26 protein-coding genes and 1 tRNA gene are annotated in these 25,885 nt (G+C 39.5%); 9 read left to right on the top strand and 18 right to left on the bottom strand.

What is annotated here, in order from left to right; genetic code table 11:
- The first annotated feature begins 28 nt into the window (after positions 1–28).
- The 4 genes from tig to BM207_RS12955 all read left to right on the top strand — a co-directional run bounded on the left by tig (position 29) and on the right by BM207_RS12955 (position 4,548).
- Entirely contained in the window at positions 29–1,375 is a 1,347-nt protein-coding gene (gene tig / locus BM207_RS12970; RefSeq protein WP_090994765.1) for a trigger factor, read from the top strand.
- Positions 1,376–1,668: 293 nt separating this feature from the next.
- The gene (clpP, locus tag BM207_RS12965; protein WP_090994761.1) at positions 1,669–2,355 is read left to right on the top strand and encodes an ATP-dependent Clp endopeptidase proteolytic subunit ClpP; all 687 of its coding nucleotides are present in this window, start codon (positions 1,669–1,671) and stop codon (positions 2,353–2,355) included.
- Positions 2,356–2,361: 6 nt separating this feature from the next.
- The gene (clpX, locus tag BM207_RS12960; protein WP_090994757.1) at positions 2,362–3,600 is read left to right on the top strand and encodes an ATP-dependent Clp protease ATP-binding subunit ClpX; all 1,239 of its coding nucleotides are present in this window, start codon (positions 2,362–2,364) and stop codon (positions 3,598–3,600) included.
- Positions 3,601–3,684: 84 nt separating this feature from the next.
- Positions 3,685–4,548, top strand: a complete 864-nt coding sequence (locus BM207_RS12955) for an AMP nucleosidase (RefSeq protein WP_177217118.1) — start codon at positions 3,685–3,687, stop codon at positions 4,546–4,548.
- A gap of 2 nt (positions 4,549–4,550) precedes the next feature.
- On the opposite strand, the gene BM207_RS12950 is transcribed toward BM207_RS12955, so the two are convergent.
- The 7 genes from BM207_RS12950 to BM207_RS12920 all read right to left on the bottom strand — a co-directional run bounded on the left by BM207_RS12950 (position 4,551) and on the right by BM207_RS12920 (position 12,222).
- The gene (locus BM207_RS12950; RefSeq protein WP_090994755.1) at positions 4,551–5,045 is read right to left on the bottom strand and encodes a SixA phosphatase family protein; all 495 of its coding nucleotides are present in this window, start codon (positions 5,043–5,045) and stop codon (positions 4,551–4,553) included.
- On the bottom strand, positions 5,038–6,069 hold the full coding sequence (locus BM207_RS12945) for a glycosyltransferase family 9 protein (RefSeq protein WP_090994751.1): 1,032 nt from the start codon (positions 6,067–6,069) through the stop codon (positions 5,038–5,040). Before BM207_RS12945 ends, BM207_RS12950 begins: the two co-directional genes overlap by 8 nt.
- Positions 6,070–6,092: 23 nt before the next feature.
- On the bottom strand, positions 6,093–6,695 hold the full coding sequence (locus tag BM207_RS12940; RefSeq protein ID WP_090994749.1) for a DUF4254 domain-containing protein: 603 nt from the start codon (positions 6,693–6,695) through the stop codon (positions 6,093–6,095).
- 12 nt (positions 6,696–6,707) lie between these two features.
- On the bottom strand, positions 6,708–8,396 hold the full coding sequence (locus tag BM207_RS12935) for a DNA polymerase/3'-5' exonuclease PolX (RefSeq protein ID WP_090994746.1): 1,689 nt from the start codon (positions 8,394–8,396) through the stop codon (positions 6,708–6,710).
- A 26-nt stretch (positions 8,397–8,422) separates the two neighbouring features.
- Entirely contained in the window at positions 8,423–9,796 is a 1,374-nt protein-coding gene (gene mgtE / locus BM207_RS12930; protein WP_090994744.1) for a magnesium transporter, read from the bottom strand.
- Between the two features lie 72 nt (positions 9,797–9,868).
- Positions 9,869–11,338, bottom strand: coding sequence for an aldehyde dehydrogenase (NADP(+)) (locus tag BM207_RS12925; protein ID WP_090994742.1), 1,470 nt, complete (start codon positions 11,336–11,338; stop codon positions 9,869–9,871).
- Positions 11,339–11,343: 5 nt separating this feature from the next.
- A complete protein-coding gene (locus BM207_RS12920) occupies positions 11,344–12,222 on the bottom strand; it encodes an AraC family transcriptional regulator (protein WP_090994740.1) in 879 nt (292 codons plus the stop codon).
- A gap of 111 nt (positions 12,223–12,333) precedes the next feature.
- Here BM207_RS12920 and BM207_RS12915 point away from each other — a divergent pair, with 111 nt between their 5' ends.
- A complete protein-coding gene (locus BM207_RS12915) occupies positions 12,334–13,758 on the top strand; it encodes an MATE family efflux transporter (protein ID WP_090994738.1) in 1,425 nt (474 codons plus the stop codon).
- 223 nt (positions 13,759–13,981) lie between these two features.
- The gene (locus BM207_RS12910; protein ID WP_090994736.1) at positions 13,982–14,764 is read left to right on the top strand and encodes a hypothetical protein; all 783 of its coding nucleotides are present in this window, start codon (positions 13,982–13,984) and stop codon (positions 14,762–14,764) included.
- Here BM207_RS12910 and BM207_RS12905 read toward each other — a convergent pair.
- The 10 genes from BM207_RS12905 to BM207_RS12860 form a co-directional block, all read right to left on the bottom strand.
- On the bottom strand, positions 14,757–15,119 hold the full coding sequence (locus tag BM207_RS12905; RefSeq protein WP_090994734.1) for a VOC family protein: 363 nt from the start codon (positions 15,117–15,119) through the stop codon (positions 14,757–14,759). The two genes, BM207_RS12910 and BM207_RS12905, sit on opposite strands and share 8 nt — an antisense overlap.
- A gap of 14 nt (positions 15,120–15,133) precedes the next feature.
- Complete coding sequence (locus tag BM207_RS12900) at positions 15,134–16,186, bottom strand: DUF5694 domain-containing protein (protein WP_090994731.1); 1,053 nt, start codon at positions 16,184–16,186, stop codon at positions 15,134–15,136.
- A 36-nt stretch (positions 16,187–16,222) separates the two neighbouring features.
- On the bottom strand, positions 16,223–16,801 hold the full coding sequence (locus BM207_RS12895) for a uracil-DNA glycosylase family protein (protein ID WP_090994727.1): 579 nt from the start codon (positions 16,799–16,801) through the stop codon (positions 16,223–16,225).
- A 195-nt stretch (positions 16,802–16,996) separates the two neighbouring features.
- Entirely contained in the window at positions 16,997–17,383 is a 387-nt protein-coding gene (locus BM207_RS12890) for a hypothetical protein (RefSeq protein WP_090994724.1), read from the bottom strand.
- A gap of 57 nt (positions 17,384–17,440) precedes the next feature.
- Entirely contained in the window at positions 17,441–17,656 is a 216-nt protein-coding gene (locus BM207_RS12885; RefSeq protein WP_218155057.1) for a type II toxin-antitoxin system HicA family toxin, read from the bottom strand.
- Positions 17,657–18,031: 375 nt separating this feature from the next.
- Positions 18,032–18,118: transfer RNA gene (locus BM207_RS12880), tRNA-Ser, on the bottom strand.
- A gap of 94 nt (positions 18,119–18,212) precedes the next feature.
- The gene (locus BM207_RS12875; protein WP_090994718.1) at positions 18,213–19,205 is read right to left on the bottom strand and encodes a YihY/virulence factor BrkB family protein; all 993 of its coding nucleotides are present in this window, start codon (positions 19,203–19,205) and stop codon (positions 18,213–18,215) included.
- Positions 19,206–19,208: 3 nt separating this feature from the next.
- Positions 19,209–19,619 carry an acyl-CoA thioesterase gene (locus BM207_RS12870; protein WP_090994714.1) on the bottom strand — a complete coding sequence of 137 codons (411 nt, stop codon included), beginning with the start codon at positions 19,617–19,619 and terminating at the stop codon, positions 19,209–19,211.
- Entirely contained in the window at positions 19,619–20,671 is a 1,053-nt protein-coding gene (gene mltG / locus BM207_RS12865; protein WP_090994712.1) for an endolytic transglycosylase MltG, read from the bottom strand. The genes BM207_RS12870 and mltG overlap by 1 nt, the downstream gene beginning before the upstream one ends.
- 16 nt (positions 20,672–20,687) lie before the next feature.
- Entirely contained in the window at positions 20,688–21,458 is a 771-nt protein-coding gene (locus tag BM207_RS12860; RefSeq protein WP_090994708.1) for a PASTA domain-containing protein, read from the bottom strand.
- 119 nt (positions 21,459–21,577) lie between these two features.
- On the opposite strand from BM207_RS12860, the gene BM207_RS12855 reads away from it, so the two are divergent.
- Positions 21,578–22,564 carry a D-alanine--D-alanine ligase gene (locus BM207_RS12855; RefSeq protein ID WP_090994705.1) on the top strand — a complete coding sequence of 329 codons (987 nt, stop codon included), beginning with the start codon at positions 21,578–21,580 and terminating at the stop codon, positions 22,562–22,564.
- On the opposite strand, the gene BM207_RS12850 is transcribed toward BM207_RS12855, so the two are convergent.
- Positions 22,557–23,354: an endonuclease/exonuclease/phosphatase family protein gene (locus BM207_RS12850; RefSeq protein WP_090994702.1), complete on the bottom strand. Its 798-nt coding sequence runs from the start codon at positions 23,352–23,354 to the stop codon at positions 22,557–22,559. The two genes, BM207_RS12855 and BM207_RS12850, sit on opposite strands and share 8 nt — an antisense overlap.
- Before the next feature lie 114 nt (positions 23,355–23,468).
- On the opposite strand from BM207_RS12850, the gene BM207_RS12845 reads away from it, so the two are divergent.
- Together BM207_RS12845 and BM207_RS12840 are read left to right on the top strand one after the other, a co-directional pair.
- Positions 23,469–25,163, top strand: a complete 1,695-nt coding sequence (locus tag BM207_RS12845) for a ribulokinase (RefSeq protein ID WP_090994697.1) — start codon at positions 23,469–23,471, stop codon at positions 25,161–25,163.
- The gene (locus tag BM207_RS12840; protein WP_090994695.1) at positions 25,160–25,858 is read left to right on the top strand and encodes an L-ribulose-5-phosphate 4-epimerase; all 699 of its coding nucleotides are present in this window, start codon (positions 25,160–25,162) and stop codon (positions 25,856–25,858) included. Before BM207_RS12845 ends, BM207_RS12840 begins: the two co-directional genes overlap by 4 nt.
- Positions 25,859–25,885 lie beyond the last annotated feature (27 nt).

The raw sequence follows: 25,885 nt of genomic DNA, 5'->3' as shown, positions 1-25,885 counted from the left end.
TTTTTAAAAGACATTAATAAGAATTGAAATGAATATCACACAGGAAAAAGTTGACGATTTAAATGCAATTGTAAAAATCACTATTGCACCTGAAGATTATGCTTCGAGAGTAGAGAAATCGCTTAAAGAACAAGCTAAAAAAGCAAACCTACCGGGCTTCCGCAAAGGAATGGTTCCAGTTGGCCACATTAAAAAAATGTACGGCAAAAGCATTTTAGTGGAAGAAATCAACACCTTATTAAGTGAAACATTAACTAAACATTTAACAGACAATAAAGTTGAAGTGCTTGGTCAACCATTGCCTGTTTTGGACGATACTATCGAATTTAAATGGGATAACACAGATGAATTCGTATTCAACTATGAGTTAGGCTTGGCGCCAGCTGTTGACGTTGAAATTACTTCAAAAGATAAATTTACTTATTATGATGTAAAGGCAGATGAAGAAACACTCGCTGCCCGTATCACGAACATCCGTAAAAGTTACGGCAAAATGACCAATCCTGAAGTTGCGGCTGAAGGTGATGTAATTTATGCCGACTTAGTGCAACTTTCCCCAGATGGAACAGTTTTCGAAGGCGGGATTACCAGTACTGGATCTATCCGTACCGATCTCGTAACCGATAAAAAGATCTTAAAATCTTTAGTGGGTCTTAAAAAAGACGATGTGATCGAACTAGATGTACAGAAGGCTTTTGACGGCAATGAAACCGTTATTGCAAAATTATTAAACATCGAAGAGGTAGACGCTAAAGAATTGAAGTCAAAATTCCAGGTTACTGTTAAAAATGTAAACCGCTTAGAAGAATCAGATTTAAATCAAGAGTTCTTTGATAAGATATTTGGCCCTGGTGTAGTAACAGATGAAGCTGGTTTCAGAGCAAAAATAACCGAAGAAATCGAAAGCATGTTCCAGCAAGATGCTGATCGTAAATTGCAAAACGATATTTACACACAGTTAACATCGCAAACTAAAATGCAATTGCCGGATGAGTTCTTGCGTAAATGGTTAAAAGCAACCAACGAGAAATTAACAGACGAAGAGTTGGCACAAGGATATGATGATTTTGCCAAGAACTTAAAATGGACGTTAATCGAGAATAAAATCATCACAGACAACGAAATTAAAATCGATTATAAAGATGTTTTCGAAACTGCAAAGCAACGCTTAGATGCCCAGTTTAGAATGTACAGCCCGCAACCAATGCCAGAAGATCAATTGGCGCAATACACCACAACTTTCTTACAGGAAAAAGAAAATGCCAACCGTATTTTCGATGAAGTAAAAGCATTAAAGGTATTCGACTATATCAAATCTGTTGCTACGCTTGATCAAAAAGAGATCGGATACGCAAAGTTTGTAGAAATGAAATAGCTAGTAAGGGAACGCAGTTTGGCAGTGTCAATCGCGCTAACAGACCAATTGTCAGTACCTAAGAAATAAAATTTGCAGAGCAGCTCAATTGGGCTGCTCTTAGCATTTACAATACCCTCATTATCTGAATATTGCGCATCGATTTATCTTTGAAATGCAAATAATTTAGTAGTATTGGAAAGAAGAAATATAATTTCAAATGCATAATTAAGCTATTATCTCAAAGAAATAGATAAATTGGCACGGAAATTAACTAATCTTAGGAATATTTATTAGACCAAAACGTTATACTCATGAACATAAACAAAGACGAATTCAGAAAATACGCTGTTAAGCATCACAGAATTAATGGTTTAAACGTAGACAGGTTCATTGCCGCTACAAATAATTCTCCTAAATCAATGACGCCATATATCATTGAGGAACGTCAACTAAATGTGGCTCAAATGGATGTTTTCTCTCGATTGATGATGGATAGAATTATCTTTTTGGGAGATGCGATCTATGATCAGAATGCAAATATTATCCAGGCGCAATTGTTATTCTTACAATCAACAGATGCCAATCGTGATATTCAAATCTATATTAACTCGCCAGGAGGATCTGTTTACGCAGGCCTAGGCATCTATGACACAATGCAATACATCACACCAGATGTGGCAACAATTTGTACCGGAATGGCAGCATCAATGGGTGCAGTATTATTGGTAGCAGGCGCTAAGGGCAAACGTGCTGCCCTCACCCACTCTCGTGTTATGATCCACCAACCATCTGGCGGTGCACAAGGTGTTGCTTCAGATATGGAGATCAATTTAAGAGAGATGCTTAAATTAAAAAAAGAGCTATACGACATCATTTCTACACATTCAGGTCAAAGTTACGAATGGGTAGAGAAAGCCTCGGATAGAGATTACTGGATGAAAGCTGATGAAGCGAAAGAATTTGGTATGATTGATGAGGTGTTAGGCGGTAATAAATAGAAAAAGATGGCTAGACAAAGTAAAGAATCTCGTTGCTCGTTCTGTAACTCCCCTAAGCATGAAACACTCATGCTTATTGAAGGAATGGACGCATACATTTGCGATAAATGTGTAACTCAAGCGAATGTTTTACTTGCCCAAGAAATAGGCAATAAAAAAAGTAAAGTATTTGATGACTCATTTACCCTCTTAAAACCAGCAGAGATTAAAGCGCACATAGATCAATATGTCATTGGTCAGGATGATGCAAAAAAGGTGCTTTCGGTAGCCGTTTACAACCACTATAAACGTTTAAGTCAGCAAATAGACAGAGACGAAGTGGAGATTGAAAAATCAAATATCATGTTGGTGGGCGAAACCGGTACGGGAAAAACATTGTTAGCGAAAACAATTGCCAAAATTCTTCATGTACCATTTTGCATTGTAGATGCAACTGTCTTAACGGAAGCAGGTTACGTTGGCGAAGATGTTGAAAGTATTTTAACCCGCTTATTGCAAGCGGCAGATTACGATGTAGCGTCTGCTGAAAGAGGTATCGTTTATATTGATGAAGTAGATAAAGTAGCTCGCAAAAGCGATAACCCTTCCATTACAAGAGATGTTAGCGGCGAGGGCGTACAACAGGCACTTTTAAAAATTTTAGAAGGGACCATTGTAAATGTTCCACCTCAAGGTGGCAGGAAACACCCAGACCAAAAAATGATCGCCGTAAACACCAACAATATTTTATTTATTTGCGGTGGTGCATTTGACGGGATTGAGCGTAAAATTGCGAATAGATTACGTACTCAGGCTGTAGGCTACAAGGTGAAGAAAGATGATGTGGACCTAGACTTAAAAAATCTATATAAATACATTACTCCGCAAGATCTTAAAGCATTTGGCTTAATACCGGAATTGATTGGACGTGTGCCTGTTCTTACCCACCTTAACCCGCTAGATTTAAATGCACTGCGAAATATTTTAACAGAGCCGAAAAATTCGTTAATGCGACAGTACACGAAACTATTCGAGTACGAAGATGTTAAACTGGTTTTTGAGGACGAAGTATTGGATTTCATCGTAGACAAAGCGATGGAATATAAACTTGGTGCTCGCGGACTAAGATCGATCTGTGAAGCCATTATGCTCGATGCGATGTACGACACACCTTCCGACGAGAATGTCAAGGAGCTGCATATCAATTTAGCTTATGCAATAGAAAAATTCGAAAAAGCAGACTTTAAAAAATTAAAAGCAGCATAACGTTAATCCCCTAGCAAAACTAGGGGATTTTTTTTAACTTACTAATAATTACCACAGCGACTAAAGCGCTAAAAATTAACGACTATGAATGAAGAAATGGATGTCAAAAAAGACGAAAAAATTGTAGCAAAAGCTAAAAAAGTAAAAGAAGTTGAAAGTCCGGTTAAATCAGGATTAAAATCTAAAGACGAGATCGTAAAAAACTGGCTTCCACGTTATACGGGCAGACCTTTAGAAGACTTTGGAAAATACATCTTACTAACAAATTTCAGTAAATACCTAAGCATGTTTTCAGAGTGGAATGATAATGCACCTATCTTAGGCTTGGATAAACCGATGCAGAGCTGCTCGGCCAATGGCATTACCATCATCAACTTCGGAATGGGTAGTCCGCTAGCGGCAACAATGATGGACCTATTGACGGCCATAAGCCCTAAAGCCGTGTTGTTTTTGGGAAAATGCGGAGGCCTAAAGAAGAAAAATCAGTTGGGTGATCTCATCCTGCCAATCGCTGCTATCAGGGGTGAGGGAACTTCTAACGACTATCTCCCAGCCGAAGTTCCTGCATTACCGGCATTTGCCCTGCAGAAGGCTATTTCGACAACAATTAGAGACCACTCCAGAGATTATTGGACGGGAACCTGCTATACAACTAACAGAAGGGTTTGGGAGCACGACAAGGAATTTAAAAAATACCTGAAAACTTTAAGGGCGATGGCTGTTGATATGGAAACGGCAACGATATTTACCACTGGATTTGCGAATAAAATCCCAACAGGCGCCTTATTATTGGTATCAGATCAACCGATGATCCCTGAAGGCGTAAAAACAGCTGAGAGTGATAGTTCTGTAACCACCAACTATGTAGAAAGCCATTTAAAAATAGGAATAGATTCGCTAAAGCAACTTATTAATGGTGGATTAACGGTTAAACACTTGAAGTTCTAAGGTTAATCAGCTAAGCTTTTGGGGTAATCAAATAACAAGACCTTTGCAGTTTGTGCACTCACCATTTCCCAATTATCAACAGGGAACTCGAGCATTACAACACTACAGGTAGGCATATTATAAATTGCTGCGTCGCTTAAATAGTTTGCAAAATCCGTAAAACCTGGATTGTGACCAAACATGGCAATAGTTTCCAAACTATCATCGAACTCATTTACCATATCAAGAAGTGTTTTTAAGCTGGCTTCGTAAATGCTTTTATTCGTATGAATGGTAGGTAGTCCCCAAGCTTCCGCAAAATACCGGGCAGTAGTAAGGGCTCTTAGCGCCGGACTGGCAACAATCAATTCTGGGAATATCTTGCAATCCACCAGCCTTTGTGCCATCTCCGGAGCATTTGCATTCCCTCTTTTATTTAAGGGTCTATCAAAATCTTTCAAGGCAGGATCTGCCCAATCGGATTTTGCGTGTCTGATTAATAGTAATCGTTTAGCCATGACTTAATTTTTCCTTTATTTTGTTTACAACAACCTTAGGTTCGATTTGTTCGATGCAGGGTTCAGAACCGCACAAGCAAGGTTTATTGCCATAAATAGAACTCGGCCTCGCCGGATGCGTTATCTGAATACAATCTTCCAATTGCTGGCCGTAACCTAAAAAACCCGCATAAGGATGCGTAGGGCCCCAAATTGAAACCACGGGAACGCCCATAAGGGAAGCCATATGCATACCAGATGAGTCCATACTAACCATCAAATCTAAATGACTGATAATGGCCAATTCTTCCTTTAAGGTAAATCTACCAATTAAGCTCTTTACATGACTAAATTGATCTTGCCATTTCTCTGCCACATTACGCTCGCTATTTCCTCCTCCGAAGATGAAAACTTGGCAATCGAATTCCGCCAACTCCCTCAACACAATTTCCATTTTAGCCAATGGATAAAGCTTGTAATGGTGTTGAGCAAATGGAGAAATCCCAATAATTTGTCGTTGGTGACCTTGAATCAAATTAATAGCACCCGCAGGAAGTTCTTTTCTAACACGAACCAATTGGTGACTTAATTGCAAATTAAAACCCAGGTCTCTGAATACCTCAGCATAACGCTCTACGGTGGATTTTAATGGTTTCAAAACCTTATTATGCGTGCGGGTAAGGGCTTTTTTTGCTGATCTTCCTTTATCTATCCTCCTAATCTTATAAAACCCCAGCCTAAAAAACGAAGAAATTAACCTGCTCCGTAAATTATCATGAAGGTCTGCAATAGCAATCGGCCGGTAAGCCCTTAATTCTTTATACAGCCTATATAAGCCCAAGACACCCTTATGTCCTTCTTGAGGATGGATGGCATGAAAAGTCAAGTTAGGTATATCGTCGAAAAAAGGCTTAAATGCAGGTCTGCTCACCATCACCAACTCCACCTCGTTTTGCATCGAAAATTCGCGCAATACAGCGGCAACCATCGCAACATCGCCCATGGCCGAAAAACGTAAAACAATAATCTTATTTTTAGCTGGCATCTTTTATTTGCTATATTTCCGCTTTAAGCTTTCTTATATAGCACTGGATTTAAACTCGGATCGTTGTACATTTTCATCTGCTTATAAACTTTCATATATTTCTTCCCTGCCGCAATGTCCGCTAAAAGTTCATCGATGCTCTTCGATAAGTCATTTCTCTGCATCAACAGCACCTCCAATTTAGCCTTACATTGCGCTCTATGCGCTTCGCTCGCTGTTACACGATCAGCTTCTTCCTGCATATGGTAAATTTTCAAAGCTAGAATGGAAAGTCTATCAATAGCCCAAGCCGGACTTTCCGTGTTTACCGTAGCGTTAGCCGAGGGAGTAACCTGTTGATATTGCGCTAAAAAATAACCATCAATAAACTCTACCATATCCGTACGCACCTGATTTTGAGCATCTATTCTCCGTTTCCAGCTTAAACCTTCTACTGGTGTAATATCCGGATTCCTAACCACATCTTCCATATGCCACTGCGCCGTATCTATCCAGTTTTTTAAGTAAAAGAGATGCGACAGGCTGTCCTTTTCATAAGGATTAACAATGGGATGGTCTATATCATCAAATTGATGATAGTCATTAATAGCCTGGTTGAAAATGGTATTAGCTAGTTCACTTATCATGACCCAAAGGTATTAAATTCTTGAAAACTTACGGCTATCAAAATACCTGGTAATTTCATCGAGACTAAAGGAATTTAAATTCTTATCAGAAGTTAATCCGCCCTTTCTGGCAGTTAACACGCCAAAATGCATATCATAAAAACCTTCCGTTCTATGGGCATCTGGATTGATAGAAAGCATAACCCCCTTTGCTAACGCATAACGATGCCAACGCCAATCTAAATCCAATCTTAGCGGATTGGCATTCACTTCAATCACCACGCCATTCGCTGCGCAGGCGTCGATCACTTTTTTATAATCAATAGGATAACCTGCCCTACTCAGCAACAATCTTCCGGTCGGGTGCCCCAAAATAGTAGTATAAGGGTTTTCAATTGCCTTGATCAATCTGGCTGTTGCCTTTTCTTCATCCATTCGCAGCGGACTGTGGATGGAAGCCACGACGAAATCGAAGGTTTTCAAGATTTCTTCACTGTAATCTAAGGATCCATCGTTTAAGATATCACTTTCTATGCCCTTAAAAATTTTAAAAGGAGCCAGTTTTTTATTCAGTGCATCTATTTCTTGGTGCTGACCATAAACACGTTGTTCATCCAGCCCCTTGGCATAAAAAGCCGACCTGCTATGGTCGCAAATTCCCAGATACTCCAAATTGAGCGTATCTTTACAGAACAGCGCCATTTCTTCCAAGGTATTTACCCCGTCACTCCAAGTAGAATGGTTATGAAGCGTTCCTTTCAAATCATCGAAAGTAATTAATTTAGGCAGATTATTGGTTAAGGCGAGTTCGATTTCACCCAACCCCTCTCGCAACTCCGGCTCAACATAGGACAATCCGGCCGCCTGATAAATCGCTTCTTCATTGTGATATGAACCCTCAGGCAAGCGCTTTAATACTTCCTCAACATGAGCATCATTTCCGGTCTGCTTAAACCACTCTACATAAAAATAGGCTTTATTAACAACTTTTAACTGTACGCTCAAGCCAGTTTCCGTAATGGCAGTAAAAGTATCGTCAACAGTCTGCTCAAAAATTAAACCTTCAAATTCGGCTATTTTATTGTTTAACACAATGGTATTATCGGTGCCAACCACTAATTTCACTTCATCAATAATCTCACAGCAACGTCTAAACTGACCAGCAACACCTAACAAAGCATCGTGTTCTACCTGATTTAGCCATACCGATAAACTTGCGAAAATATTATTAACCAACGGTTCAACATGGGCATATAAGAACCTTCCGTTAGCAGCCATTTTAAACTCGATCACTTTTTTGATTTCTTCCTGAGTTTTCAGACCAAATCCCTTCGCTTCGATCAAGCGATTTTCGTTACAAGCATAGTACAACTCTCCAACCGTATCAATCTTAAGCTCGTGCCATATCACAAAGATCTTTTTCGGACCAATTCCTTTAATCCCAAGCATTTCTACAATCCCCTGTGGGGTAAGTGCTAATAGATCGGTTAGTTCTTTAATACTTCCGGTATCCAATAATTCTACCACTTTAGCGGAAATACTCTTACCTATGCCATCTACCTGCGCAATTTCTTCAGCAGTTTTGCCCACTAACTTAAATGGTAGCTTATCTAGTTTAAACGAAGCATTGGCAATCGATTTTATTTTAAATGGGTTTTCCTCATGCAATTCCATCAATTGCGCTAATAGTCGAAAAGTTCTTGCGATAGTTTTATTGTCCATATGTAGGATAATTTTTAGCTTTTAATTTAGAGTAAAACTCCCTTAAGAAATAACAAAGCAAACGAAAAATAAATAATCAAACCAGTTACGTCTACCAGTGTAGCCACAAAGGGGGTTGATGAAGCCGCCGGATCGGCACCCAACTTCTTCAATAACAAAGGAAGCATCGAGCCCATCAGGGTTCCCCAGAGCACAACGCCTATGAGCGAACAGCCTACCACGAGCCCGATCAGTATAAAATGAGTACCAAATTCTGGAGAAAAAAACTGCCAGATACTCAACACTATAAAACTTAATAAGCAAAGAGTCGTCCCCAAGAAAATACCTGAAAAAATCTCTCTGTTCATCACATTCCACCAGTCTTTCACGGTCACTTCGCCTAAAGCCATGGCCTGTATAATTAGGGTTGCTGCCTGCGAACCGCTGTTACCCCCACTCGAAATAATTAAAGGAATAAATAGCGCCAGAATAACCACTTTATCAATTTCATGCTGGAAATTGGACATGGCAGTAATGGTTAATAATTCGCCAAAGAACAGCACAATTAACCATACGATCCTTTTTTTATACAGTTGAAAAACCGGAACATCTAAATACGGTTCATCTAACGCCTGCGTTCCACCTATTTTATGAATATCTTCTGTGTACTCTTCATGTGCAATCCATAAAATATCATCTACCGTTACGATTCCCAGTAGTATATTTTGGTTATCGATTACCGGCAATGCTACGCGGTTGTTCATTCTAAATACGTTAATCGCTTCTTCTTGTGGGTCATCTACTTTTAAGGCGATGAGGCGATTATCTGTTAAGGCTCCAATCTTTACCTCCGGATCGGCCAATAAGATTTCCCTGATCCGAATATCGTCCAGCAAAACCCCATCTTTATCAATCACATAAATCACATCGATCGTTTCAGAGTTCTTGCCGTATCTGCGAATGTGTGACAACACGCGATTTACTGTCCAGTCTATTTTAACGGCGATAAAATCAGGGGTCATCAACCTGCCCACACTGTTTTCTTGGTAACCTAAAAGGTGGAGTGCTTCAATCCTGTCATTATCATTTAAAAGAATCAGCAGTCGCTTTACGGCATCACCTTTGAGCTCACTTAACAGGGCAGTCCTATCATCAGGAGGCAATTGCCTAATGAGTTCGGTAAGTTTATTGCTCTGTAGTTTTTTGATGATTCTTTCCTGGGTAGGAAAATCGAGAATTCTGAAAACATTTACCGCTCTTTTAATGGATAAAGTCTCCATGAACTTCACGGCATGCTGAGGAAGTTCGTCTATTAAATGCTCTACATCTGAGATATTAAGCTCATTCAAATAGGCTTTTAACTGCTTATCATTATCATTTTCTAATAATTGTAATACTTCGTCTGCCAGCAGTTCTTCCATATAACTTAAATTAGCTCCTCAATTTTTTTGCAAATTGCCTTTTCTTTTTTAAAAAGCCAATTAAAATGAAAGTTAATTCAAGATAACGTCCTTTGTTAGCACATTATTAACCGTTCTGAATATTTGCAGCGGATTGTGGTTTTTGAGTTCGTCTGGCAGCAGTTCATCCTCACAATTCTGGTAACATATCGGCCTGGCAAAACGTTTAATACCATCTGCTCCCACTGCACCGAAACGACTATCGGTACTTGCCGGAAACGGACCGCCATGGTGCATCGATAAGCTAACTTCAACGCCCGTTGGCACATTGTTGAAAATTAATCTTCCACAAATTTCTTGAATGGCATTCAATAGCTCACCATGTGTTTTAATATCGGCTACCGTAGCCATCAAGGTTGTCGTTAACTGTCCTTCGAGCGCCTTTGCAATCGAAAGCATTTCCTCCTTGTTAGTACATTGAATAACGAGAGCATAAGGTCCAAAAACTTCTTGGTGCAAAATGGGGTTCTTTAAAAAAGTCTGGGCTGTGGCAGTGGCAATCATGAGCTTGCTTAAACCTGCTGACGAAGCAATTATTTGTACACCTTTCTGATTTAGTGCTTGCGCTAATTTTTGCTCATAATTGCTTTCAATTCCTTCGTGAAGCATTTTGGAAGGTGCCAGCACTTCAATTTCCTTCTTTAATTGATAGAGGAACCTGTCTAAAGGCTCACTGTCGACCGCAATAATTAACCCTGGATTTGTGCAAAACTGACCCATTCCTAATGTGACAGAACTAGCCAATTGTTTCGCTAAGCTGTCTGCTTCATTCATCAATTTCTCTGGCAACAGGAAAACTGGATTAATACTGCCCATTTCTGCGAACACGGGAATGGGAACAGATCTTCGATTAGCGAGATCAAATAATGCCTTACCTCCACTAAATGACCCTGTAAATCCAATAGCTTTTACCTGTGGATGCCCGGCTAAATAACTTCCCACTTCAAAGCTTGCTCCCCGAACATGTGCAAAAACACCGTTTGGCATATTGCATTTCCTAGCAGCCTTAAAAATCGCTTCGGCCATTAAAGAGGATGTTTTGAAATGTGCAGGATGCGCCTTTGCGATAACCGGACAACCAGCACCAAATGCGCAAGCTGTATCTCCACCTGCCGTGGAATAGGCAAAAGGGAAATTACTGGCTCCAAAAACCACCACGGGTCCTAATGGCACGCAGGTTTTACGCGTATCTGGTTTTGGAGGGGTACGTGCCGGATCTGCCGTATCAATACTTACATTCATCCAGTTTCCGGCCTCTGTAGCTTCAGCATAGCTGTTTAACTGGAAGATCGTTCTAGCGCGCTCCCCAATTAACCTAGGCGCAGGTAAATTTGTTTCACTTGCTGCGGTATTGATCAGTTCATCTCCCAATGCAGTGATTTCCAAAGCAATGGTACGCATAAAATCTGCCCGCTGTTTTAAGCTGTATGTTTTATATTGATGAAATGCATCAACTGCTTTGTCCAAAATTTCATCAATTTCCTGAGTCGTCGAATCTACCATCTTTCTTAATTTAAACGCTTATTGTAGCTTTCCAGATAGGTTTTCGGGGCTATTTTCATAATTGTTTTAAATACCCTATTGAAATTCGTTAAACTGTTAAAACCACAGTTGTAGGCTACAATTGATATATTTTCGTAATTACCGCTTGTTAATTTTTTACATGCCTCGTTAACCCTGATCTCATTTAGAAACGAAACCAGCGTTTGTCTGGTATGTTTTTTAAAATACCTGCAAAATGCCTGAGGTGTCATATGCGCTTCCTCGGCAATTTCAACCAAAGTTATGTTCCGATCATAATGTTGCATGAGGAAGTTATAAATATGTCCGATTCTAATCCCTTCGCTTTCCGAGAACAAGGATGGTCCATTGGCAACCAACACCTGCGAACTGTGCTGGAACTGCGCCATTAGATCCAATAAGCCCAGAAAATGGATCATGACGTATTGATTTTTAGCTAGTTGGACACTAGTCATTTGCTGAGCGATTAAGCTGGCTTGATCTGCTGGAAGCTTCAAACCTCCTTTCGCAAAATTCAAATAAGCCTTGATCAGTTGCATTTCAGGTAAGTCTAAAAAAGACTGGAGCTTCCCGGCTGGATCAAAGAAGATCATTAAAGCATTAATCTCCAATCCGTTTTCTTCCACAAAATACTCGGGGTTACTTTTAAAAAGATGTGGCTGATTAACGCCTATTAAAAAGATATCATCCTTTTTAAAAGGATGCATTTGATTATCAATCAATAACGTACCCTCCCCCTGCTTAATCCAAATAAGCTGGGCTTCTTTATGTCGATGCAGATGAGGATAAAACTGCGGCATGATGTCTTCTTGCACAATTACTGCCCTATCATCTGCTACCGGAATTGTAAATTGTAAAACCTTCATGTATCACAATATTACCTTAAATTCTGTTGATTTACAAATTTTAAGGTAAAATATGGTTAAAATCTTCCTGCCGAAAATCTCTATCTTCATACCTGCTTAATTTTTCTTTAAATGTCCCAATCTCTTAAGACTAAACATAGTCTAACTTCTTACATTCAATTAATTACCCAGGCCTTAAAAGGCGAAGAAACCGATTATACCGCCATCAGCATCCGAAAGGCCATCGTTTTATTAGCGATCCCGATGATGTTAGAAATGATGATGGAATCGGTTTTCGCCCTCGTAGATCTCTATTTTGTAGGTCATTTACCCAATAGCAGTAATGCCATCCAAACAGTCGGCCTTACCGAATCGGTACTTACCATCATCTATTCATTGGCCATTGGCATGAGCATGGCTGCTACCGCTGTCGTTGCCCGCCGTATTGGCGAAAAAGACCCTAAAGCTGCCGCAAAGGCTGGAATGCAAACCATCGTTATCTCGATGTTCATCAATATTATTATCAGCCTTATAGGAGTATTTTTCGCTAAAGAAATCCTGTTAATAATGGGCGCCACCGAAGAAACGGCGGTACAGGGGACAAACTTTGTCCGCATTATGATGGGTGGCAGCATGATCATCATGCTCCTCTTCCTAATCAATGGTATTTTTAGAGGTGCTGGTAACGCGGCAATTGCCATGAAGAGCCTGTGGATCGCCAACATTGCCAATATCATATTTTGTCCCTTGTTTATCAGGGGTTTCGGACCCATTCCCGCATTTGGTTTAACTGGCGCTGCTATTGCCACAACCCTGGGCCGCGGCTTGGGGGTGAGTTATCAGGTATATCACTTGGTAAAGGGAAATGGTGCGTTAAAAATTAAATTAGCCTACTTTAAACCACATTGGGAGCAAATCAAAGCCATTGTTAAGATCGCCGCTCCGGGTATCTTACAATTCGTAATTGCTTCCTGCAGCTGGATTTTCCTTGCGCAATTGGTAGCTACTACCGGTGGGGACCATGGTTCTGCAGGTTATCAAACTGCGCTGCGCCTAATGATGTTCTTTATGTTACCTGCTTGGGGCCTCAGCAATGCTGCAGCAACCCTGGTTGGACAAAATTTAGGTGCAAAACATGTAGATAGGGCCGAAAAATCGGTCTTTGAAACCATGAAATTTACCATTATCTTTATGGCAGTAGTGACCATCCTGTTTTTAAGTTGCGGGCCTTATTTTGCTTCGTTCTTTACCACAGATCCGCTAATTAAAACGGTTGCCGTTGAAGCGCTCAGGACCCTTAGTTATGGTTTTGTACTCTATGGCATCGGTATGGTACTCATTAGCGCCTTTAACGGTGCAGGAGATACCTGGACACCTACAAAAATTAATGTCATTGCCTTCTGGCTATTCCAGATCCCTTTAGCTTACTTTTTAGCTAAGTATTTAGAGATGGGTCCGACAGGCGTATTTTGGGCTATACCCGTAGCCGAAGTGGGCATTACCATAGCCGCCTACTTGCTGTTTAAAAAAGGCAAGTGGAAAACAACGAAAGTTTAAGGAATTTGCTTCGGGACAGCTTCGCCTATGCTTCTGGATTCCTTCGTACTTTCTTAGAGATGAGTCCAATATGAGTCCAGTATGAGTCCAATATAAGTCCAACTTATGCCGTAAAAACTTGGACTTACACTAGATTTTTATTATATTTATATAACATTTATCTGCAAGCAAGTACGAACCTGTCTCGAACACGTTCCGAACCTGTTAGCTTAATCAAACTTATATGGCAAATATTAGTGGGAAATTCATCAAGGGCCAAGTAGCGAACCTTGTTTATCGCGATTATCGTGGCAAGCAGATTGTACAGGGTAAACCTCACGTCCGAAAAAGCCACTTAACCGAAGGTACAAAAAAAGCGGCAGATATTTTCGGGAAATCGAGTCGGCTAGCAGCTGGCCTGCGTCGGGCGCTTGCGTATGTCTGTTTTAAGCTTTATGATGGGACAATGATCTATCGATTAAATGCCGAAATACTGCGTTGCCTTAATAGCGTTAAAGACCCGGAAACAGGGGAATTGAACTTCGCGGCCGACAGCTTCCAGACCCTTGCTGGCTTTGAGTTTAATGTAAACTCTATGGTAAAGAATAATTTTTTTGTGCAACCTAAGATTACGATAGATGGGTTAGTTTTAAAAGTTACCATACCTGAACTAAAAATTCCTTTAGAGTTAAAATCGCCAATAGAACGTCTCAATGAGTGTAGATTGATTATTGCCGTTGCGATGGTCGATCTTACACATAGCCATAGCGACTTGGAAGAGCCTCAATTAATGGTAATCCCCTACTCCTTTAAACCTACATTGGTACCCGAGCAGACTTTTGAATTCCCAATTTTACCTGGATGTTTATGCGTTACGGCTATTTCCCTTAAATATGTTGAAAAACATTTTGCAGGTGAGTCTATCCTAAACAATAAATCCTTTAATCCAGCAGCCATTTTACATGCCACCATTGCAGAAGGGACAGTCGACCCGGCAATGACCAAGAACTGGCACAAGTTTAATTAAATTGACCTACATGCCATAAATTACCAGATGGATCATGTATAAAGCACTCTTTGCCCCAAGGTTCAGTCCGTATGGGCCCAAGCTTGACGTTTTTATATTTTGCAGTAAGGTTTAAAGTTATCAATTCGCTCCAAAAACGTTCAACATCTTCCACCTCTAAAAAGAGCATGGTATTATCTACCCAATCCTTTACGTAGGCATCTTGTAGATAAAAACCATTGTTTCCAGTCTTAAAAACAGACAAATTGTGCGCAAGTACGGTTTCTTCAAAGCCTAGGTCGCGGTAAAAGCTCCTTGATATTTCAAAATCAATTGCCCCAATAAAAGGCCGGATGGAGATTGCTTTATGTTCCATATATTCTATTTTTTTTATTGAACCTCATTAATATTCTTTACGGTTACGCTTGGCATTGTTTTAAATATATCTTGCATATACTTTCTGTGGTTGGCCCCAGCAATGACCACTACTTTTGTCGCTCCAGAAGCTCTAGCTCTATTTACCACATTCTCACACATCACCTTGTTTCTCATGAGCCACCAATGGATTTGCGAAAGCATTTCTTCTTTTGGAAAATTGATTAAGTCATACATGGCTGGGAAGTAAAAATCTCCGGAGGCAAAAATGCCAGATGCTTCATCCGTGTTTAACCATTCCGTCACCTTTCTCGAGTTTTTTTCTACCTCAGCGCTTTTTCCAAATCCTTGATCTCTTTTAATCATTAAGGCGATGAGTTCTTTAGCATAAGTTGCAGCTGTATCTGCTCGGTAAGTTTTGAATTTAGTATGAAAAGCAATGGATGCTGCGATCCAGTTAAGGTCATAATCTTGGCAGTCCATTGGCAGTAATTCTCGAATTTTCATTTCCAACATCATGGGGAAGGCGATATAGGCGTACTCGGAAGTTTTTAGCCTTTTCATGCTTCGTCCTGTTACGTCCAATCGCGGACTAAGTATTTTATTTACATAATTCTCAAGTTCAACATCAGGGGTTTGTCGTAAATGATCATATACTTGCCAAAATTGAAAATGGCCATTGGAAACATCTTGGTTAAGGTAATAGGCATGTGCCAGATCCGTTTTTATCCGATAATCTTTTGGATTCTTTAACGAGAGTTCTGTTAAACTGTCGATGGTTCCTGGCAATTTAGCTGTTGCAATATTTCGATTCTTTTTAAGAAACTCTAACCGTTTAATATTATCGGATTTACACCAATAATCCATTAGCAGGGGCTCATCTTCCTTACTCAGGAATTCTCCAAAAAAAGCAGTCGGCTTAAATTTCCTGATCTTATCATGGATACCTGAAAAATCTTGCGGAGCGTAAGTACTATAGTTATGTGAAACACCGATCAGCAACACCTCTACTTTTTGGGCATAAACATGAATTGATAGGAAGAGCAAAAGAAAAAAAGAATATTTCATAAGATAGTTTATTAGGGCGATAAGTTTGACGTGAAGTTAGCAAGAACTCAAGATCATTGCTACTTTTTCTTTTAAAACAGTTAATACGTCCTCCTTAAACCACTGATTTTTCTTTTGCCAAATATTGTTGCGAGGTGATGGATGTGGTAATGGGAAATAGTTTGGCAGGTATTCCCTGTAATTTCTTACTGTTTCGGTCAAAGTACTTTTTGGGCTGTTTGGCAAATAATAATGCTGAGCATATTGCCCGATCAGTAGTACCAATTTTACTTCTTGCAGTGATTCAAAAACCCGTTGATGCCATAAAGGCGCACAGGCAAGTTTGGGAGGCAAATCGCCTGATTTACCTGTACCTGGAAAACAAAAACCCATTGGCATGAGTGCAAATAGTGCATCATCATAAAATTCTTGCTTACTAACACCTAGCCATTCTCTTAAATTGTTACCACTTGCATCATCCCAAGGAATCCCGCTATCCTGGACTTTTTGTCCGGGTGCCTGCCCTATCACCACAATCTTTGACGACTTACTGACTTGAATTATCGGTTTTGGAGCATAAGGTAAAGATTCTTGGCAAACGGTGCAGCTTCGAATTTCCGAAAGTAATTTGTCCATTGGATAAATACATAAAATACGAATATAACAAATAAAGCCTGCGATCTTATGATCTGCAGGCTTTATTGCTTGTTTTGACACCAATTATGGCGGAGAACCTCTGCTTGTAATGCAACACCTACTAGCCATATTTACATTTTCACTAGTAGTTCAAATCTTTAAATTATTAGTAACGGTTCTATCCTCTAAATAGATTTAAGCAAACTCTAAAGAAGACAATTCACTTCCAAGTTGTTTTATGCCATTCAGTATCTTTTGTATTTGTTTAGGCCCAGCTTTCTTGTGTCCGTTTACATATTGTGACAACAAAGTCTTATCCATACCTATTCGAGAACCTAATGCACTTGCATTTATAATTTTATAGTAATCAAAAAATTGAGGTAAGTCTAGCTGAACATTGATCTCATCAATAGTCACTTCTGGCCATCCCTTTAATTCTGCGACTGAATTATATGCATCTACAATATTGATTCTTAATTCAGCCATTGTATCTGCACTTGTTGCAGCTTGGATATTATCATCCTCTGCGTAAGCTGAAAAACCATCTGAGGTTTTTTCAACAATAAATACGATCTTTTTCATCTTGTCAGTGTGTTGATGTAAAGAATAATTAACAGTATATATAAATAAAAAAGAGGACTATTTTAGTCCTGCCTCTTTTAAAATCTTGTTCGCTAATCCAGTACCAATTTCTTTAGCCCCATGTTTTGCTATTACAATTTCACTCCCTTTTTTATCGGGGTGATGCCAGTACTCATGGCTTCCCTTTGCGTCTCGGAGATAAACATAACCAGCTTTTTTTAATTTTCTAATGAGTTCATTCCATTTCATCCCCTTCTCTTGATTTATAACCAAAGGTAAACAATAGTTTACCAAAAAACAATAAAAAGTAAACTATTTTATACTTTCAAGTTTTCTGGATAATCTTTTCATTACGTCCTGCGAGATTCTAATCTCAAGTGATTATACCAAATAAACTTTTCAAAAATAACCTAGGTGTAGTATCTTTTGGCCGCGGAGGATGTAAATCGAGGGTGTTCGAATCCCCTAAAGTTCTTGAAGTTTTATGATCAATTTTTAGAAGAATAAAGTGATTTTCAATTTAAATCGTTAATACCTATCACAGTTGGTTGATCCCAAATTTTGGCATTGATCCCTAAATAGCTGTTTATTGGTGCTATATAAAAATAAAAGCGCGTGTTCTAAAACCACGCGCTTTTGCACTTACTGCGGAGAGTGGGGGATTCGAACCCGCGGACCCTTTGACAAGTCAACAGTTTTCAAGACTGCCGCAATCGACCACTCTGCCAACTCTCCGCCGCAAAAGTACAAACTCTTGTTAAATCTGCAAACAATGGAATGATATTTTTTTCAGAAAATGCTTAAACGCTTCAAACAGAGGCAGAAAAAATTAAGATTTCTCTAGTTTATTCTCGACTGGCAAAGGTTTTTTGAAGATGTTAAAGTTTGGACGTATAATTTTCACACTTCTTTTCGATAAATCTACACTTGCGTTAAGTTCAAACCCAACTAATAGGATCAAAGAATTTAAATACAACCAGATCATCATCACAATCAGTGTTCCGATTGAACCATACAGTTTATTGTAGGAATTAAAGTTATTGATGTAATAAGAAAATCCCCAAATGGTTAGAAAAGCCAGAATTGTGGCCAACCAAGAACCTGCACTAAAAAATTTCCATTTCTTGGCATGGGCGGGACCATAACGGTATAAAATTGAGACGGTAATAAAGTACAGTGCGCCTAGCAAAGCCCAACTTGTTAATTGAATAGCATAGGATGTTAGATTACCCTCATAATGCAACTCATTTTTAAGATACTTTAGTAAAATCTCACTTATAGCCATCGCTACTATACAAATAATGACAGAAAATGAAATGATGACGGTGAGGATAATCGCTACCAAACGCTGCTTTAGCCAGGTACGTGTTTCGACAATTAAAGATGATTTGTTAAAAGCCGCCATTAATTTATGCACCCCATTGGTGGCAAAAAACAATGACAAAATAAAACCTATGGAAAGCAGGTTACCATTTTGAATATTCACAATCTCATTAATCGTTCCCTCAAACGCAATATAAGCGTCGGTAGGCAATATTAAGGCAAGCAACGACATCAATTGCTCTTGAAACCCCAGGCTTGCTGGTATGTAAGGAATTAAGGTAAAAAGAAATATAATCGCAGGAAATATAGCCAACATAAAATTATAGGCAAGTGAAGAAGCCTTGTTCACCAAGGTTTCCTTTCCTATCTCTTTAAAAAAGAAGGTGGCCACCGTATAAATTGGCAGCGGACTAAACCCAGGCAATACACAAACTTTTGTCCACGCAATAAACATGGAGTAAAGTTTCAATCTTAGTAACTGCTTGTGTATCCAATTCATTTGCTATTCAAAATACTGTCTTACGTTTTTCATGAAGCTTTCTGGGGGCTGACAAGGACGACGGGTTTCCTTATTTACAAATACCAAGGTTGTTTTGCCTGTATTAATTAACTCGTTAGCCTCATTATAAATCTCATATTCCACGTTTAACCGAACCGAGGGTAACGTTTTAACGATAGATTTAATAGTTAGCACCTGATTGTAATAAGCTGGTTTCAAATATTTGGACTGAAGTTCTAAAATAGGTAACATCACCCCTTCTTCCTCCATAGTTGCATAGCTCATTCCAGAGCAGGCCTCGAAACATTCTGTCCTGGCCAACTCATAATATTGTGCATAGTTGGCATGGTGTACAATACCCATCTGGTCTGTTTCGATATAGCGAACCCTTACTTTGCTTTCGTATTCAAACATTATCTAAAAATTTTGCGTTTGTTTAGCGCTGCTCTGTACTTTCGGGCATTCACTTCATGTTGCTCCCGGGTTTCGGCAAAATTATGGTATCCCGAAAAATCCTCTTTAGCGCACATATAAATATAATTATTTGCTTCCCTATTTAGAACCGCATCAATGGCCTTAATACTCGGCATCATAATTGGTCCTGGAGGTAAGCCTTTATACTTATAGGTATTGTACTTGGAATCAACCGCTAACAATGAGCTGGTAACACGTTTAACGGTGAAATCGTTATTTGCAAATATAACCGTCGGATCTGCCTGCAATAGGATACCTCTATTTAAGCGGTTTAGATACAAACCCGCAATAGTGGGCATTTCCTTATCATATAGGGCTTCATAATCAACGATGGAAGCTAAAACACCCACTTCTATCGGTGTAAGCTTTAGTTTTGCTGCCTTTTGCTTGCGTTCAGCATTCCAAAACTTATCATACTCCTTTTGCATTCTTTCAAAAAATTCAATAGGCTTAATGTTCCAATACAGTTCGTAGGTGTTTGGAATAAACATGGTATAGCTGTTTTCTTTATTGAAGCCATATTTTTCTAATAATGGCACTGAATCGAGTACACGGATAAAAGCCATTGAGTCTGCCTCCATGTTTTTAGCCATGTAAGCAGCGAAATTCTCCTTTTTACGGATATTCTGAAACTTAAGCTTTACAGGTTCCTGATTACCTGCTTTAATTGTGTTGATTAAAGTTCTATTATTTAAACCTTCTTTTAAGCGATAACGTCCAGATTTTAAGCTTGCCTGGAGATTCATTTTGTCGGCCGCTTTCTTAAACGTAGCCACATCTTTAACGATATTCTTGCTTTGGAGTGTGGTTAATAAATCTTCATAACCCGATCCGGTTTTAATATATAAATAGGTTTCATCGGCATTCACATTCGGAGCGAAATAGGTCTTATACAAGTTCAGTCCATAAAAGCCTCCTACCAGCAAGATAGCCAGGGCCACACCTATGATAAGCTTAGTACTATTTTTTATTTCTTTTTTCTCAGTGCTCATTTTATATTATTCAGAATTATTGTTTTTTGTTGGATATCGTCACACTTACAGGCGAGCCTATTTTTACTTTGATTAAAGAATCGGCAGTTGAAGGGAATTGAGCGATGATGACTGCTGTTGCCGTGTCTGTAATTATGCCATCTGATGATATGGCCCCTAAATTTAGCATCGATCCTTTTAAAGAGAACCTTGCCTCATCAAGCGTTATACCAATTAAATTCGGAAGTTCTACCTCTTCATTCCCTCTCCCATCACCCAAGGTAAGGTTAATTCTCGAACCAGTCGGCAAAACCTCCCCGGCTTTGATAGGTTGTCCTCCAAAAAACGCTTCCAACACTACATCCCTACTCACATCTGGTTTGTAGGTAGTATCTCCCACTTTGAGTCGATAACTTTCCAGCATGGCCTGTGCCTCACGTAATGATTTAAACTCTATATCGGGGAACTTTACATTTGGAGCCTGTGTAGCGTTGATGGTTAGGTAAATAGTCCGGTTTTGTTTCACGAAAGTTCCAGCATCAGGATCTTGATCGGTTACTACACCTGGTGGCTTATCCATAATGTAAACCGAATCAATTTCGTAACGTAGGCCCATTTCCTCTAGTTTGCTAATGGCCTGACTTATCGTTAATCCTTTAACAGTTGGCACGTCCATCCCCTCACCATGTTTGGTATAATAACGTAGACTAAAAAATGCAATCAATAAGATGGCTGCCACGGTACAAAGGGCAGCAATTAAATTATTTCGGAACGATCTGGTTTTAAGGTAGGCAAAAAAGTTGCTCATTTAAGTTTCATTTGGGTGTAAATGTTGTTCAAATTTAGCTTAAAAAAATATTTTATCTCAATTAAAATCAAATCTGCATGAACTAATTTATATTTTTGATTAATCTAAGCAAAAAGTACATGAAGAAAACAATTGCATTATTAACTGGCGGAACCACCGGAGAGTGGGTGGTATCAGTAAAAAGCGCAGCAACCATTGCACAGCATATCGACACTGATAAATATGATGTATATAAAATTATGCTTACTGATCAGCATTGGTTCTATGAGCCTGCTGATTCAGTTAAAATAGAAGTGGACCGCAACGATTTTTCCTTAAACTTAAATGGGAGAAAAATCAAGTTTGATGGTGTTTTTATTGCCATTCATGGTTCGCCCGGTGAAGATGGAAAACTTCAGGGTTATTTTGATATGATTGGTATGCCATACACTACTTGTAATGCGTTAACTTCCGCAATTACTATGAACAAAGGCTATACCAAAGCCATTGTAGACGGAATAAAAGATTTAAAGATCGCTAAGTCAATTCAGCTTTTTAATAATGACGAAAGCAATTTAAATGAAATAATAAATACCCTAAAGCTTCCTTACTTCGTAAAACCCAATAATGGTGGCAGTAGCATCGGCATGTCGAAGGTGAAAGAGCATAACGACTTAAAAGAAGCACTGGACAAAGCATTTAAGGAAGATAACCAGGTTTTGGTAGAAGAATTTGTTGAAGGAAGAGAATTTTCTGTGGGCGTTTTTAAAACAAAAGGAAATATTGTTGTTTTACCGGCAACAGAGGTTATTCCCGCTAATGAGTTTTTCGATTTCGAAGCAAAATATACACCGGGCGCTACCGAAGAAATTACGCCAGGCCGCATGACAGAAGAAGAAAAAAACAAAGTGGAGCGCGTAGTTACTGCTATTTACCAAAAACTTAGTTGTAAAGGAATTGTTCGGATAGACTATTTCCTCGAACACGGAACGAGCGACTTTTATTTCATCGAAATCAATACTATTCCGGGGCAAACAGCTACCAGTTTTATTCCACAGCAAGTGGCGGCCATGAACATGGGGCTTAAAGAATTTTACACGCAAGTAATTGAGGAAGCCTTTACTTAAGCTGATAAACCGCCATAACCGGACGGTGGTCTGAAGCATAAGTCTCTGGGATAACGTGATGTGACTTTAACTGCCAATTTGCCTTACTTAATGCAATATAATCTATTGTTTTAACAGGTTTATCCTGGGGAATTGTTGGTGCACAATTAAGCACACAGCTTCGTTTAAAAGTCTTATCTAATAAGGCAATTGGTTCTTTGCTGGCTTCACAATTTAAGTCACCCACCAATAGTATGGCACCTTTTACCCTTGCTAGATTGGTTAATATTGCTTTCATCTGCACAACACGGTTACTATCGGGTCTTTGCGCATCCAAATGGGTGTTTACGAAAGTAACCTTCATTTTATTAGGCAAAATAATCTCTGCAACCGCCATCACCCTGGCCTCCCCTTCCATTACCTGAGGTAAAGCCACTTTTGATGAACTTATGATTGGGTACCTACTTAAAATGGCTACACCATATTCGCCACCGTCATGATCAATCGCTTTAAAAAACTGGTAATGTAAACCAGTTTTTTCTGCCAGCACTTTTGCTTGGTCAACATTACCGCAACGCTTGGTCAACTTGTCGACTTCCTGTAAACCAACGATATCTGGATTTTCTTTGTTAATGACTGCAGCAACTGCGTCAAGATCAATTATTCCCGCTTTCGAAGGTGGATTTGCATGATGAATATTGTAGCTCATTACTTTTAATGAATTTCCTTCTTGCTCTTTGGCATTCGTATTTATTTTAGGGGAACATGCCCAAAACAAGGTAAACAGTGTTGCTAGTCCTAATATTCTCATGATGCGAATATATAAATTCCAATTTTAATTAAATTAATCAGCAATATTCTTATGAATATTTTGCATTTCAAAAAAATAAACGTTAATTAGACACTTATTAATTTTAAAGACGAAGTGAAGAACTATGTAATTGGTGTAGATTACGGTACCGACTCGGTCCGATCTGTTTTAGTAGATGCCAGCAATGGCAGTGAAATTTCATCAGCTGTATTCCTTTATCCACGATGGCAAAAGGGGTTATACTGCAATCCAACATTAAATCAATTCAGGCAACACCCCTTAGATTATATTGAGGGTTTAACGCATACCATCAAAGAATGTATCGCTAAAGCAGGTGGCGACCAAATTGCCGCGCAAGTGAAAGGAATTGCAGTTGATACAACCGGGTCGACCCCTATTGCGGTGAACGAGCAGGGCATTCCGTTATGTCTGACAAGTGGTTTTGAGGAGAATCCAAATGCGATGTTTGTGCTTTGGAAAGACCATACTGCTATTAAAGAAGCTAACGAAATTAATGAGCACGCACAAAAATTTGCTGTAAACTACCTCAAATATGCGGGTGGTATTTACTCATCGGAATGGTTTTGGTCTAAATTACTGCACATTTTAAGAGCTGATAAAAAAGTTAGGTCACAGATGGTTTCATGGGTAGAGCATTGCGACTGGATTCCTTTTCTATTATGTGGTGAAACTGATATCAAAAAGATGAAGAGAAGTCGCTGCGCTGCCGGACATAAAGCATTATGGGCCGAAGAATTTGGCGGACTTCCGAGCGAGGATTTTCTGGCAAGCCTCGATCCATTGCTTAAAGGATTTAGAGATCGCTTATTTACCGACACCTACACATCAGACGTTCCTGCAGGTAAGTTAAGTACAGCATGGGCTGATAAATTAGGTTTAAGCACGGATGTGATCGTTGGAGTTGGCGCTTTCGATGCCCATATGGGTGCTGTAGGTGGACAAATTGAACCTTATTTTTTAAGCAAGGTAATGGGCACGAGCACTTGTGATATTTTGGTTGCACCCAACCAGGACATGGACGGCAACTTAATAAAAGGGATATGTGGACAGGTAAATGGCTCAGTAATTCCTAATATGGCTGGTTTAGAAGCGGGGCAATCGGCTTTTGGGGATGTATACGCCTGGTTTAAAAACCTGATAAGCTGGCCTTTGAATAGCCTTTTAGCAGAATCGACCGTTATTGAGCCGGCGACAGCGGAAGCGTTACGAATAGAGCTGGAAGGAAAAATGATAGCCACTTTAAGTGCGCAAGCTGAGGCATTGGGCGACGATGATTACGAAGAACTAGCAATAGATTGGCTAAACGGACGCAGAACGCCTAATGCAAATCAGGAATTAAAGGGTGCGATTACAGGCTTAAGCTTAGGCACGGATGCACCTAGGGTTTTCAGGTCGCTAGCCGAAGCAACCTGTTTTGGCGCAAAAAGCATTGTAGAATGTTTTAAAGATCAGCAAGTACCTGTAAAGGGAATTATTGGAATTGGTGGAGTAGCTAAAAAATCTCCTTATATTATGCAGATGATGGCTGATATTTTAGAGATGCCGATACGCATTCACCGTTTTGAGCACACCTGTGCTTTAGGGGCTGCCATGTTCGCAGCAACGGCAGCTGGTATTTACCCTACGGTAGAAGCAGCTATGGATGCCATGGGAACAGGTTTTGAAAAAGAATATAAACCAAACAAGCGTAAACAAAAAATGTATCGTGAACATTATCAACGATATCAGACTTTGGGCCGATACTTAGAAAAATATCATAAGAAAGATATCAAACCTTACTTGTCATGAGTTACAAAAGCATAAAAGAACAAGCTTACGAGGCAAATATGCAATTGCCTGCACTAAATTTAGTGTTATTTACCTTCGGTAATGTAAGTGCGGCCGACCAACAACAAGGTGTATTTGCTATTAAACCAAGCGGGGTTCCGTATGAAGCGTTAACGGTTGAAAAGATGGTTGTAGTAGATTTTGATGGGAAAACCATTGAAGGTAATCTACGCCCATCATCCGACACCCAAACGCATGCTGTCCTCTATAAAAACTGGTCGGCCATAGAAGGGATTGTCCATACGCACTCTACCTATGCAACTGCATGGGCTCAGGCACAGCGCGCCATCCCTATTTACGGTACAACCCACGCAGACCACCTTACGGTTGATGTTCCTTGTGCCCCACCCATGAGTGATGAAATGATCAAAGGAAACTATGAATATGAAACGGGATTTCAGATCATTAAGCACTTTGAAGCATTGGGATTGAGTTATGAGGAAGTGGAAATGATTTTGGTTGGTAACCATGCGCCCTTTACTTGGGCAAAAACAGCCCAAAAGGCAGTTTACAATAGTGCAGTATTGGAAAGTGTTGCGCAAATGGCATTATTTACTGAGCAAATTAACCCACAGGCACCAAAACTTAAAGATTCACTGATAAAAAAACACTTTGATAGGAAGCACGGAACCGGAGCTTACTATGGACAGGAATAACCAAAAACTAAATGGTAAGCACTCAGA

Origin of the sequence: Pedobacter insulae (assembly GCF_900113525.1) — a bacterium.
GTDB classification, from domain to species: domain Bacteria; phylum Bacteroidota; class Bacteroidia; order Sphingobacteriales; family Sphingobacteriaceae; genus Pedobacter; species Pedobacter insulae.
The sequence above is the reverse complement of the archived record's forward strand: the minus strand, read 5'-3'. Positions and strand labels throughout refer to the sequence as shown.

What these genes read in the sequence shown, in the direction of transcription:
- tig (WP_090994765.1), top strand. Translation starts at nt 29, where the DNA reads ATGAATATCACACAGGAAAAAGTTGACGATTTAAATGCAATTGTAAAA.
- clpP (WP_090994761.1), top strand. Translation starts at nt 1,669, where the DNA reads ATGAACATAAACAAAGACGAATTCAGAAAATACGCTGTTAAGCATCAC.
- clpX (WP_090994757.1), top strand. Translation starts at nt 2,362, where the DNA reads ATGGCTAGACAAAGTAAAGAATCTCGTTGCTCGTTCTGTAACTCCCCT.
- BM207_RS12955 (WP_177217118.1), top strand. Translation starts at nt 3,685, where the DNA reads ATGAATGAAGAAATGGATGTCAAAAAAGACGAAAAAATTGTAGCAAAA.
- BM207_RS12950 (WP_090994755.1), bottom strand. Translation starts at nt 5,045, where the DNA reads ATGGCTAAACGATTACTATTAATCAGACACGCAAAATCCGATTGGGCA.
- BM207_RS12945 (WP_090994751.1), bottom strand. Translation starts at nt 6,069, where the DNA reads ATGCCAGCTAAAAATAAGATTATTGTTTTACGTTTTTCGGCCATGGGC.
- BM207_RS12940 (WP_090994749.1), bottom strand. Translation starts at nt 6,695, where the DNA reads ATGATAAGTGAACTAGCTAATACCATTTTCAACCAGGCTATTAATGAC.
- BM207_RS12935 (WP_090994746.1), bottom strand. Translation starts at nt 8,396, where the DNA reads ATGGACAATAAAACTATCGCAAGAACTTTTCGACTATTAGCGCAATTG.
- mgtE (WP_090994744.1), bottom strand. Translation starts at nt 9,796, where the DNA reads ATGGAAGAACTGCTGGCAGACGAAGTATTACAATTATTAGAAAATGAT.
- BM207_RS12925 (WP_090994742.1), bottom strand. Translation starts at nt 11,338, where the DNA reads ATGGTAGATTCGACGACTCAGGAAATTGATGAAATTTTGGACAAAGCA.
- BM207_RS12920 (WP_090994740.1), bottom strand. Translation starts at nt 12,222, where the DNA reads ATGAAGGTTTTACAATTTACAATTCCGGTAGCAGATGATAGGGCAGTA.
- BM207_RS12915 (WP_090994738.1), top strand. Translation starts at nt 12,334, where the DNA reads ATGTCCCAATCTCTTAAGACTAAACATAGTCTAACTTCTTACATTCAA.
- BM207_RS12910 (WP_090994736.1), top strand. Translation starts at nt 13,982, where the DNA reads ATGGCAAATATTAGTGGGAAATTCATCAAGGGCCAAGTAGCGAACCTT.
- BM207_RS12905 (WP_090994734.1), bottom strand. Translation starts at nt 15,119, where the DNA reads ATGGAACATAAAGCAATCTCCATCCGGCCTTTTATTGGGGCAATTGAT.
- BM207_RS12900 (WP_090994731.1), bottom strand. Translation starts at nt 16,186, where the DNA reads ATGAAATATTCTTTTTTTCTTTTGCTCTTCCTATCAATTCATGTTTAT.
- BM207_RS12895 (WP_090994727.1), bottom strand. Translation starts at nt 16,801, where the DNA reads ATGGACAAATTACTTTCGGAAATTCGAAGCTGCACCGTTTGCCAAGAA.
- BM207_RS12890 (WP_090994724.1), bottom strand. Translation starts at nt 17,383, where the DNA reads ATGAAAAAGATCGTATTTATTGTTGAAAAAACCTCAGATGGTTTTTCA.
- BM207_RS12875 (WP_090994718.1), bottom strand. Translation starts at nt 19,205, where the DNA reads ATGAATTGGATACACAAGCAGTTACTAAGATTGAAACTTTACTCCATG.
- BM207_RS12870 (WP_090994714.1), bottom strand. Translation starts at nt 19,619, where the DNA reads ATGTTTGAATACGAAAGCAAAGTAAGGGTTCGCTATATCGAAACAGAC.
- mltG (WP_090994712.1), bottom strand. Translation starts at nt 20,671, where the DNA reads ATGAGCACTGAGAAAAAAGAAATAAAAAATAGTACTAAGCTTATCATA.
- BM207_RS12860 (WP_090994708.1), bottom strand. Translation starts at nt 21,458, where the DNA reads ATGAGCAACTTTTTTGCCTACCTTAAAACCAGATCGTTCCGAAATAAT.
- BM207_RS12855 (WP_090994705.1), top strand. Translation starts at nt 21,578, where the DNA reads ATGAAGAAAACAATTGCATTATTAACTGGCGGAACCACCGGAGAGTGG.
- BM207_RS12850 (WP_090994702.1), bottom strand. Translation starts at nt 23,354, where the DNA reads ATGAGAATATTAGGACTAGCAACACTGTTTACCTTGTTTTGGGCATGT.
- BM207_RS12840 (WP_090994695.1), top strand. Translation starts at nt 25,160, where the DNA reads ATGAGTTACAAAAGCATAAAAGAACAAGCTTACGAGGCAAATATGCAA.